The following is an 11,257-nucleotide window of genomic DNA, read 5'->3' as shown; positions in this document are numbered from 1 at the left end:
GGGTTATACCTGGTCTCGTTTCGATCCCAGTAGTGAAGTCCTTTTGTGTTTTGTTTGTGTACTATGGTTTTCTATGGGAATTTCATTTCGCTGCAAGCTTTCTATTACTATAATTTATCTATTTCTTTTTGACTGTTTTTTTTTATGTTACTTATCTTTTTACTTAATACCGTTATTGCATAATTTTAGGTGATTTTTTTGAATATCAATATATTAGATACTACTTTACGAGATGGAGAACAAACACCGGGGGTTTCTTTAACTTCTCAAGAAAAATTTAGAATTGCCACTAAACTTGATGAAATTGGAGTTAATTTTATTGAAGCAGGTTCTGCAATTACTTCTGAAGGTGAAAGAGAATCCATTAAAGAAATTTCAGCACAAGGTTTCAATGCTGAAATTTTAAGTTTTTCAAGACCATTAAATGTTGATATAGATTATTGTTTAGACTGTGATGTTGATGCGGTAAATCTTGTTGTTCCCACTTCTGACCTGCATATTTCAGATAAGTTAAAAATTTCAAAGGATGAACTTTTGGATTTGTCCAACAATGCTGTTGATTACTGCAAGGACCATGGTTTGATTGTTGAATTGTCTGCTGAAGATGCTTCCAGAAGTGATGTTGATTTCTTAAAAAATATATATGTTAATGCTATAGATCATGGTGCAGATAGGATCTGTGTTTGTGATACTGTAGGTATTTTAACACCAGATACTTCTTATGATTTGTTTTCTAAATTAAACGATATCAAAGTTCCTATTTCATGTCATTGTCATAATGATTTTGGCCTTGCTGTTGCTAATACTTTATCTGCAATCAAGGGTGGAGCATCTGAAATTCACACAACCATTAATGGTATAGGTGAGAGAGCTGGAAATACTTCCTTTGAAGAATGTGTTGTAAGTATTGATAGATTGCTTCCTGATTTTTCAACAGGCATTAAAATCAATCAGATTTATGATGTATCTAAATTAGTTGCCAGATTGACTGGTGTGTACATTCAACCCAACAAGGCGATTGTTGGTGAAAATGCATTTGCTCATGAATCCGGAATACATTCTGACGGCATCATTAAAAATTCCGCTACTTATGAACCTATGACTCCAGAACTTGTTGGAAGAACTCGTAAGTTTATTATTGGTAAACATATGGGGACTCATGGTTTGAATTCCAGATTAAAGGAAATAGGTTTGGAAGTAAATGAAAGTCAGCTTAAACAGATATGTGATGATATTAAAGATTTGGCGGATATGGGGAAAACCGTCACTGATGTGGATTTGCAGGTAATAGCTGACAATGTTTTGGAAATTAATCATGAAGACCGCATTAAGCTTGATGAGATTACTATCGTTTCAGGAAATAAGGTCATGCCTACTGCATCTGTTAAACTTATTGTAGATGGTGAGGAAATTTTAAATGCGGGTGTTGGTATTGGTCCTGTTGATGCTGCAATCAATGCAATCAAATCGTTAGGCATGTTCAAAGATATAGAGCTTATTGAATATCACGTAGATTCTATCACTGGGGGTACTGATGCATTTATTGATGTAATTATCAAACTGCAAAAAGAGGATAATGTAGTGTCTGCTCGCGGTACTGAGGCGGATATTATTAATGCCAGTGTTAAGGCTTATATTGCAGGTGTAAATAGGTTGCTTAGGGATTAGTGGTCACATGATTAGGGATAATATAAAAATTTTAGGTTTTAATGCAAATATTGCTTCTGTTGGTGAAACTCTTTCGCAAATTGATGATATTAAAAAAGATGGTGAAATTATTCAACTTTTAAATGCAGATGCAATCGCTGGTAAAAATCACATAATTCATGGGGTCAATCAGGCATTTCTTGCATTTGACCGTGGTGAAAATCTTGCAAAAGACATTAGTGTTGAAATTGTTGTGAGATGTTCTGCTCAAAGACAGATTTCTAAAGCCTTCAATATATTGGGATTAAAAGAAGGGGATATGAATCTATGTGCAGTTTTGGTTAATTGTAGTGATTATTCTAATGACCTTTCCAAGTTATTTGACCGCAATGATGATGTATTATCCGCTGATGTGGATAAATTGAAAGAGATTTATAAAATTGGTGATGTCGAATTGGAAAACATGTCTGCTGAAGACATATTGGTTGATAGAATAACCAAACTTACAGTTGATTATTAATTTCTTCAATTATTTTATCAAGATATTCTTTTTCAAGGCAGTCATATGCCAGGTTTTTAATTTCAACTGCAATTGCCTTCTGTTTTATTCTGTTGTAGTTTGGGCAAGTGGTAATGAATCCGCTTTTGTCAATAGGCAGTGACTTTCTTAAATTCCAACTTATTTCTTTTGCATTATCATGAAGTATAATTACATTAACGCCTCTTTTATTTGGATGAATTGTGTTAGGTATGTTGTTTTTTAGATACTTTGTTGCATTAAATGTAACTTCAAGTTTTTCATCAACATTTTCAAGTTCGCAACATATACCTCCACATACAATTTGTGATGTTTTGCTTAATTTTTGAGGAAGTTTTGTTCTTTCAAAGATTTCCGTATTGTCTGTACTTATGAATCCTCCGCTTCCCACATTAATCATTTTTGGAGAACCTGTTGATGCGATGATTATGTCGGAATACTTTCCATTTCCAAGATTATTCTTTCTGTCTCCAATTCCAGCTGATGCATCCTCAATACTTAAAATGTCATTGTCACTGCAATATTTTGAAATGCTTTTGGTGTCTTGTTCAGCGCAGTAACCTGCAAAACTTGTGTATATTAATGCAGAATCCTTTTCAATGTCCATTTCATCTAAATATTTTGGATTTATTATTCCCAAATCTGTTTTCAGCGTTTTGATGTTTTTTCCTAAAAATTTTGCAATCTGCTTAAAACCGTGCCATCCACCTTGATCTGGCACAATAATGTCTCCCTCAACTGCTGAAAGTGCAATGAAAATGCTGTTGTTTCCGCTTGATGTGATTTTAACATTTTCGTGACCTGTCAATTCCTGAATCTTGTTTATCGCTTTTGTTTCAAAGATTTCCTTTTGCAATTTCAGACATTGTTTCTAACGTTTTATTAGAGGGGGTTTTAAACTTAAACATATCACTCACTTTTTGAAGTACATATCAAGGGTGGTTTGCTTTGTGTGAAGCATTTCATTCAACAATGTTCCCTGCTTTACAAATTCGCTAACGGGTATTCGAAGTTTTGTTCCAGCATATTTTAAACAGTCTTCCAATGTTTCAAATTCAATGTAGGGTTTTTCCATTGCTTCTTTAATATTTTCACGAACGTTAAAAACACCTAACGGCACATAATCTTCATATGCTTCTCTCAAGATTACCAGTCCTGATTGTTTTTTGATTTTAAAGAGGTAGTCAAGAACCACCATTTTTGCGGTGTAATAACATCCTCCGACACGGGAGTATTCTTTTTTGCCGCCATTTGTTTCATAATCTGAGAATATTAATCGTTCATCTTTTATGAGCTTGATGAATGCTTCGTACCATTCATATTGCCATTCTGTTGGGGTTAATATAATTACATAATATGTATTGAGGGCTCCAAATTCAAAAACCCTATAGGTATCCAACCTTTCAAATTTTCTTACTTCCTTTAGAAATTCATCGGCAAGAGTTGAATCGCATGCTGTAATTGACCAACGTGTCGGAACAAGCTTTCTTTTATTTTTTGTTCCTATTGCTCCAACTGAAAATGCCTTTTGCATTGCTGAAAATGGCACATCTTTACTGTGAAGGTTGACAACAGCATCTACTGCTTTCAGGTCAGTATCATAGAATGTCTTTTCCAATTGTCTGTCCCATTTGACTGCATCGATGTCAAATGTCTCAATAACTGCACTTGGACCATGAGGGGTGCTGTCTTCGGTAAGCATTGATCCTGTAGGCCTTCGACCAAAAGTGGCTTCACTGTCAATTGTTTTGGATGCAAGTGAAATGTCTTGAAGCTTTTCAACAAAAGGATTTTCCAAATCATCAATCTTTATCAGCTGTTTTCCACGCACAAGACTCATTCTATAATCTATAATTTCATTCTGGGTCTTGTTTTGTCCGATCCATTCTTCGGGAGCATCCATAATATGGGTATCGCCCATTTGGGAACTCATCATAGGTCCTGCATATACTTTCGGATATGACCATCTTCCAATAAAAACTGATGGGGGTGTGGTTCCTTCTAAATTTTTTCCGACTTTAACAGACTTCATTTGAATTTGTTCTGTTAATTTGGCAAGATAAGCATTTTTTGTGGTTTTCATGTTTTCTAAAAAAAGTAAAAAAATAAAATACTATTGATTAAAATAGTATTTAACAGAATTCGATGGTTGCAGGTGGTTTGTCACTAACGGATAGTGCAACGTGTGTAACTTCAGAAATCTCTGATGTGATTCTTTTTGAAATGGTTTGAACGACTTCCCAAGGAAGTTCAGCAACGGATGCAGTCATAGCATCAATTGAATTAACCACTCTAACTATAACGAGATATCCGAAGTCTCTTTGATCTCCTTTAACACCTGTAACCTTAGTGTCGGTTAGCACTGCAAAGTATTGCCATACGTCCTTGTCAATGCCTGCAGCTTCGATTTCATCGCAAACAATTTTGTTTGCTTTTCTGCATATTTCAACATTTTCTCTTGTAAGGGCTCCAACGACACGTACACCAAGTCCAGGTCCTGGGAAAGGTTGTCTGTATACTGTTGTAGCCGGTAAGTCTAATTCATCACCGATTTCTCTAACTTCATCTTTATATAAGTCACGAATTGGTTCGCATAATTCCAAAACCATTCCGCTTGGAAGAGCTAGGTTGTGGTGAGATTTGATTTCGCCTTTGGTTTCAATCCAGTCAGGTGCAATGGTTCCTTGAACAAGGTATTTTGCATCAGCCTTTTTAGCTTCCCTTTCAAAGACATCAATAAATACTTTTCCGATAATCTTTCTTTTTTCTTCAGGATCATCCACTCCTGCAAGAGCATCCATGAATTCATCTGAAGCATCAACAAATTTGAAATTTAATCTGTCTTTAAAGGTGTTGATTACTTGTTCAACTTCACCTGCTCTTAAAAGACCATGGTCAACAAAAATTGCAGTTAAATTATCTCCAATTGCTTCTTGTACAAGAACGGAACAAACTGAACTGTCAACACCACCGGATAATGCAATAATTGCTTTTTCATCACCGATTTGATCTTTAATCTTTTGAACTGCATCTTCAATAAATTCTTTAGGGCTTAACATTTTATTCCTCATCTTCTTCTTCGTAGTCTTCAATGATTTGTTTAATCATTGCTTCCAAACCGTTATCGTTACCGGATTCAATTGCTTCGATGATGTCATCGTATTTTATGAATTTTTCTATTTTGACGGATTTGCCTCCGATTCCAGAGATTCTAAATCCATATTCTTCATCACCTATTGGGATGTTGACATATTGTCTTTTTAAACCGGCCTTATTGTCCTGTGCTTTTGTAGCTAAGTCTTCAGCATTATCAATCATTATTACACCTTTTGACATATTTCATAAAAGTTTTTAAATATTATTTCACCTTTTGGAGTATGATGCACTTCAGGATGGAATTGAATTCCGTAAACATCCTTATCCTTATGTTTAAATGATTCCACATCACATAGATTTGAACTTGCAAGGATTTCAAAATCTTCAGGGATTGTTTTCACTTCATCCTTGTGTGATGACCAAACATCCATTTCAGGTGCCAATTCTTTAAATAAGTTTTCATCATTATTGATATTAATTTTCACTTGAGCATAACTTTCAGTATCTGAAGTTTCAACATCTCCTCCATATGCTTTTGCAATCAATTGGTGACCAAGACATATTCCCAAAATTGGAATGTCGAAGTGTTTTATATATTCTTCGCTCATGCCTGCACCTTCAAGTGATGGTCCTCCACCTAAAATCAATCCAATTGGATTTTCAGCTTCAATTTCTTCAATACTCAAGTCATTTGAAACTAATTTTGATGGAATGTTGAGATACTGCAAACTTCTTTGGATTCTATGATTGTATTGTCCTTTATTGTTAATAACTAAAATTGTCATTTTATACTCCATGAAAATATAATGATATTATTTTTAGTTTTTTTATTTATTATAGTTTTTCAAAGGATATTAAAAAAATTAAAAAAAGTTCTTTCAATTCCTTAAATTTATATATGATAGTATATATATTTGAATTACATGGAATTAAAAGATTTGATATTAATTATAATCGCTATTTTCGTAGCAGTAATATTGTTTAAACTGTTTATGTGGTTATTGCCTGTTATAGTTGTAGTGTTAATTGCATTTTTCATATATGTATATTTGTCCGAAAGATATTAGCTGTCTTGCTTGATATCAGTATATGCTGAAGTTGCAGCCACTGCACCTTCACCGCATGCAACTACCCACTGCTTTAGCCCAACGCACACATCACCAATTGCATAAACATAATCTATATTGGTTTTTTGCTCTTTATCAATGATAATGTGGCCGGATTCATCTAAATCAACGTTTAACTGTTCGGCAAGTTCTGTGTGAGGAATGTATCCTACACTAATGAAAATACCATTCACCGGCAATTCCTGGAGTTCTCCTGTTTTTGTGTCTTTCAAGATAACTGATTCAACAAGCATGTTTCCTTTGATTTCTTCAACGGTTGCATTGAGTATGGTTGGAATGCCTTCTTTTTTTATCATGTCCTGCAGGTGTTTTTGCGCTCTGAATTCATCTCTTCTGTGAACCAATGTAACATTCGCTCCAAGATTTTTAAGATAAATCGCTTCCTGAAGGGCACTGTTTCCTCCACCTACCATGATGATGTCACGTCCGGCAAAGAAAAATCCGTCACAGGTTGCACAATAACTCACACCTTTGCCTTTAAATTCCTCTTCGCCATTTACATCCAAATGTCTGTGGGAACTGCCTGTTGCAAGAATAATGCTTTTTGAGGCATATTCACTTTTGTTGGTTTTGACTGTGAACCGATATTTGTCTTGTGTTTTAACAATGTCTGTTACCTCTTCCATTTCATGCAGCTCACAGTTTTTAGTTGCCTGGGATTTCATTTTTTCGATTAATTCTAACCCTGAAATGTTGTCAAAACCAGGATAATTTTCCATTTCTGGAACTTCACGACCAATTCCACCTGCAAGATCACGGTCAATTATTAAGTTTCGTGTTCCCTGGCGACCTGCATAAATCCCTGCGGTAAGACCTCCTGGACCGGCACCGATTATGATGATGTCATACTCTTCCATATTGTTTCCTCTTTGAAAAATACGGATTTAATTTTAAATTAAATCCGCAATTGCTTTTCTAACATCATCTAAACTTTCGGTTGGTTCAAATCTTCGAACGACATTACCTTCTCTGTCCACTAAAAATTTGGTGAAATTCCATTTGATGTCGTTATTGTCCTTATAATGTCTGTCTTTCGCTTTCAACATTAATTTCAATGCAGTTGCACCCTTACCTTTAATGTCTGTAAATGGTTGTTCATTTTTTATGTATTCAAATAACGGGTCTGCATTTTCACCATTTACATCAATTTTATCAAAGATTTGATATGGCACTAACCATTTGTTGCGGCATACCTCTGTAATTTCTTCGGTTGAACCTGGGGCCTGATTTCCGAATTGGTTGCATGGGAAATCTAGGATTTCAAAACCTTCATCTTTAAATTCAGCATAAATTTCATTTAATTCTGTGTATTGTGGAGTAAAACCACATTTTGTTGCAGAATTTACAATTAAAAGTACTTTGTCTTTGAATTCGGAGAGTGAAACCATATTTCCTTCTCCATCTTTCACTTCAAAATCATAGATTGACATTCTTTTTACCTCTTGAATTTTTAAAACTTTAACTGTGTTAAAAGTTATATTTAATTTTTAAATAATATTATATAAAAGTTAAGTATTTTGGTATTTTTTTTTAATTATTTGGTATCTTTTTTAAGATAATTTATGTAATTAATTTTTTTTTGAAATATCTCTTTTTATTTTGTGATGTCATCAATTCTAACAGGTATATATTTTATTAACAGAAAACTATTGTTTGTTCATATATTTTCCATTTCAATAATTATTTATATATAATTTGTATAAAAATATTATTAATTAAAAATACTTTTTTGAGGAGGAAAAAGTTTTGACAGACAGGAAATTGATGGCACTGGCAATAGTTCTTATTTCTTTGTTTGCAATTTCGGCTGTTAATGCTGCGGATAATGTTACAGTTGATGTTGTTGGTGTAGAAAATCAAAATGTTGATGTAATAAGTGATATGGATGATAATTTAACGATTTCTCAGGAGGAGTTGTCAAAAGATTCTCAGCATGAAAATGTTTTAAATATGTCTTGTGCTGAAAATAATGTTGTTTTGGAAAAAAGTGATGATTCTGCACTTAAAAGTGAATCTCCATTGTATGGCATTGTTGATATAGGTGCAAATTCCATGGAATTAGACATATATAAAATTAAAGATAGTGGAAAACCTAAATCAGTGTTTTCATTGTCTGAAAAATCAGTAACTGCCATTTATGTTGAAAATAACAATCTAACGAAAAAAGGAATCGATGAATTGGTATCTGTCCTAAAGGATTTTAATGATGTTATGAACTTGGTTAAAGTAAAAACAAAATTTGTATTTGCAACAGCCAGTTTAAGAAAGATTGACAATAGTGCAGAAGTAATTGCAACAGTTAAAAAGAAAGTCGGATTGGATATTATATTGTTAAGTGGTGAAAAAGAGGCAAAAACAAGTTTTAACTCTGTAAAAGACACAGATTTAATAACCTATAATGGTATTGTAATTGATTTGGGTGGAGGAAGCTGTGAAGTGATTGATTTCATAAATAAAACTGTAATAACTTCTGAAAGTATGCCTATAGGCGTAAGCTCATGTTACTTGGAGTATGTCAGTGGACTGTTTCCAAATGCCACTGAAGTCAATGAAATAGAAAACAGGGTATTGTCAGAGCTCAAAAAACTTGCTGTAACAAATGATACTCAAAGGAATGATTTGTTTGGTATTGGGGGATCAGTTAAAACAATTAAAAAGGTGTTATTATATCTTGGATGGATTGATGATGATGCGGAATATATTCCAGTTTCAATGCTGGATGATTTATTGGGGGAATTCAACCAGCCAACACAGGAAAACTATCTAAAGATATTAAATGTTAAGGCTGAAAGGATTAATACTTTTGTACCTGGATTGATCATTACAAAAACAATTGCTCATTATTTCAATGCAACAAAGCTGCATGTGTGTAAGAATGGAGTAAGGGATGGAATCTTAATGGAAATTCTTGACAATGAAAGCAAGAATGTCACAGGCAAGCAAAATATTTCTTTAGATGTCTGTGACATAGACATTGCCTGTGATGAAAATGCAGAGATTTCAATTGTTCTTCCAGAAAATGCGACTGGAACAATTGATGTTAAAATCGGTGAAAATATATACTCCTCTTCACTGTACAATGGAAGATGCTTGATTGTTCTTCCGAAATTGGAATCAGGCAATCATTCGGCTAAAATAACTTACAGTGGTGATGACAATTATGTGTCCAATAAAACTAAAATCAACATTCATGTCAAATCAGCATTGCTCAATGCATATGACATGACACGTGCTCAAAACAGTGGCTATGACTATCAAATCAAATTGACTGACGAGAATGGAAATGGCATTTCAAACAAATTGCTTTCATTTAAAATAATGTCAAACCAGTATTATGCAATTACTGATAATGATGGCATTGCAGATATCAAGCTAAACTTAAATGTGGGAACATATGAAGTATATGTTTCATCTGAAATTGCAGGCAATTCCACAAGGATATTGAAAATCGTAAACCGCATTGCAAACAACAAAAATTTAAAGGTATACTATGCTAGCAATGCTGATTATAAAGTCAGGATTATTGGAGACGATGGAAATCCCGAAATTGGAGGACAAAATGTTGAGGTTTACATTGACAATAAAATGAAAAGCATTAAAACAGATAAAGACGGTTTTATCAAAATTAAAATTGACAAAAACTTTAAAGTAGGTACACATACCATTAAAGTTCAGTATAAAGGGGTAACTGTCAAGAATAATGTTGTTGTAAAACATTTGCTAAGTCTCAAATCAGTCACTGTCAAAAAATCAGCTAAAAAACTTGTCTTGACTGCAAGCCTGGCAAAAGTCAATGGTAAATATCTTAATAAGAAAACAGTGCTCTTTAAGTTCAATGGCAAAACCTACAAAGCCAAAATAAATTCCAAAGGGGTTGCCAAATACACTCTCAAATCAAATGTCTTGAAAAAGCTTAAAGTCGGCAAAAAGGTAATCTATCAGGCAACATACCTAAAAGACACTGTAAAAAAGAATGTAAAAATTAAAAAGTGATTGCTTTGGCAGTTACTTTACTTTTTTTTTATTTTAGGCTAGATAAACTTAAATATAAAATACGAATTATTAAATACAAAATGTTGTGTTACTATCGATGATTAAAATTAATATTCTTGTTTATTCATAATTATTAAATTTTGTTCATGGTGTCGCTAAATGTTGGGTTGTATGATAAAATCATCATTTCATTAAAGAAATTATTGTAAAAAAGAGAGATGATAGGTGTTTAATTGAGGTTTTAAACACCTGTGTTTTTGAGGAAAATTATGTATTTTGGCAGATTTTTTTAATTTTCCAACGACTTGATTTCGAGATTTTGTAATACTATATTGGTATAAAAGTATTAAAAATCCGACTTTTTTGGTATGTCTTAAGTATAAGACTTGTATCAAATTAGAGAAATTGTGCAAAAATCTAATTTAACACGTTTTAATTTCGGAGATTTGTATTAACTAATAATATGAGAGTATTTTAGGTACACCTAAATATTAACTCTATTACTTACTTGTGTTGTCATACTATTTAAAACTTTCTATTTTTTTAGGAATACCTAAATTCAATAAATTAAGATAAGATCAAAAAAACATGCATGATGTCAAAAAATAAGAAATAGAAGTTGATTTACAACTTCTAAAATAATCCACTTTCTTTTAATTTTTCTTCAAAGTATTTAGATGGTTTGTCTGCTTTTTCTTTAATAATTACTGAAACAATAATGGTAACAATACCAATTGCTAGAAGCATTATTAATGCAGGAGTATAATTGGACCAAATAACGCCCAATTGCGCTTCACGAACTAGTTTGATTGCATATGTCATTGGAAGGTAATTATATAAATCCTGGAATAATTTA

11 protein-coding genes and 1 pseudogene are annotated in these 11,257 nt (G+C 33.0%); 4 read left to right on the top strand and 8 right to left on the bottom strand.

Annotation, left to right across the window (positions count from 1 at the left end):
* Nucleotides 1–198 precede the first annotated feature (198 nt).
* Together QZ143_RS08465 and cgi121 are read left to right on the top strand one after the other, a co-directional pair.
* Nucleotides 199–1,668: a (R)-citramalate synthase gene (locus QZ143_RS08465; protein WP_292883159.1), complete on the top strand. Its 1,470-nt coding sequence runs from the start codon at nucleotides 199–201 to the stop codon at nucleotides 1,666–1,668.
* Between the two features lie 7 nt (nucleotides 1,669–1,675).
* Nucleotides 1,676–2,167: a KEOPS complex subunit Cgi121 gene (cgi121, locus tag QZ143_RS08460; RefSeq protein ID WP_292883156.1), complete on the top strand. Its 492-nt coding sequence runs from the start codon at nucleotides 1,676–1,678 to the stop codon at nucleotides 2,165–2,167.
* On the opposite strand, the gene QZ143_RS08455 is transcribed toward cgi121, so the two are convergent.
* From QZ143_RS08455 to QZ143_RS08435, 5 genes are read right to left on the bottom strand one after another with little or no spacing between them, the layout of a single operon-like run.
* Nucleotides 2,151–3,041 (bottom strand): DegT/DnrJ/EryC1/StrS family aminotransferase, encoded by an 891-nt coding sequence (locus QZ143_RS08455; protein WP_292883154.1) that lies wholly within the window; start codon nucleotides 3,039–3,041, stop codon nucleotides 2,151–2,153. The genes cgi121 and QZ143_RS08455 overlap by 17 nt on opposite strands.
* Before the next feature lie 57 nt (nucleotides 3,042–3,098).
* Complete coding sequence (locus tag QZ143_RS08450; RefSeq protein WP_292883152.1) at nucleotides 3,099–4,268, bottom strand: hypothetical protein; 1,170 nt, start codon at nucleotides 4,266–4,268, stop codon at nucleotides 3,099–3,101.
* Nucleotides 4,269–4,317: 49 nt separating this feature from the next.
* Nucleotides 4,318–5,244, bottom strand: a complete 927-nt coding sequence (gene guaA / locus QZ143_RS08445) for a glutamine-hydrolyzing GMP synthase (RefSeq protein ID WP_292605870.1) — start codon at nucleotides 5,242–5,244, stop codon at nucleotides 4,318–4,320.
* 1 nt (nucleotide 5,245) lies between these two features.
* Nucleotides 5,246–5,503 carry a hypothetical protein gene (locus QZ143_RS08440; protein WP_292605868.1) on the bottom strand — a complete coding sequence of 86 codons (258 nt, stop codon included), beginning with the start codon at nucleotides 5,501–5,503 and terminating at the stop codon, nucleotides 5,246–5,248.
* Nucleotides 5,504–5,505: 2 nt separating this feature from the next.
* Complete coding sequence (locus tag QZ143_RS08435; protein WP_292883148.1) at nucleotides 5,506–6,066, bottom strand: GMP synthase subunit A; 561 nt, start codon at nucleotides 6,064–6,066, stop codon at nucleotides 5,506–5,508.
* Nucleotides 6,067–6,204: 138 nt separating this feature from the next.
* Here QZ143_RS08435 and QZ143_RS08430 point away from each other — a divergent pair, with 138 nt between their 5' ends.
* Nucleotides 6,205–6,348 carry a hypothetical protein gene (locus tag QZ143_RS08430; protein WP_292883146.1) on the top strand — a complete coding sequence of 48 codons (144 nt, stop codon included), beginning with the start codon at nucleotides 6,205–6,207 and terminating at the stop codon, nucleotides 6,346–6,348.
* Here the strand turns inward: QZ143_RS08430 and trxB are convergent.
* Entirely contained in the window at nucleotides 6,345–7,265 is a 921-nt protein-coding gene (gene trxB, locus QZ143_RS08425) for a thioredoxin-disulfide reductase (RefSeq protein WP_292605864.1), read from the bottom strand. The two genes, QZ143_RS08430 and trxB, sit on opposite strands and share 4 nt — an antisense overlap.
* Nucleotides 7,266–7,298: 33 nt before the next feature.
* Nucleotides 7,299–7,838 (bottom strand): glutathione peroxidase, encoded by a 540-nt coding sequence (locus QZ143_RS08420; protein WP_292883143.1) that lies wholly within the window; start codon nucleotides 7,836–7,838, stop codon nucleotides 7,299–7,301.
* A 316-nt stretch (nucleotides 7,839–8,154) separates the two neighbouring features.
* On the opposite strand from QZ143_RS08420, the gene QZ143_RS08415 reads away from it, so the two are divergent.
* Nucleotides 8,155–10,401, top strand: coding sequence for a hypothetical protein (locus tag QZ143_RS08415; RefSeq protein ID WP_292883140.1), 2,247 nt, complete (start codon nucleotides 8,155–8,157; stop codon nucleotides 10,399–10,401).
* Between the two features lie 633 nt (nucleotides 10,402–11,034).
* On the opposite strand, the pseudogene QZ143_RS08410 reads toward QZ143_RS08415, so the two are convergent.
* Nucleotides 11,035–11,257, bottom strand: a pseudogene (locus QZ143_RS08410) (YhgE/Pip domain-containing protein); the annotation flags it as partial.

This window comes from Methanobrevibacter sp. UBA188, from assembly GCF_905234905.1.
Classification (GTDB): domain Archaea; phylum Methanobacteriota; class Methanobacteria; order Methanobacteriales; family Methanobacteriaceae; genus Methanocatella.
Note: the sequence above shows the minus strand (reverse complement) of the source record. Positions and strands in the feature narration are given on the sequence as shown.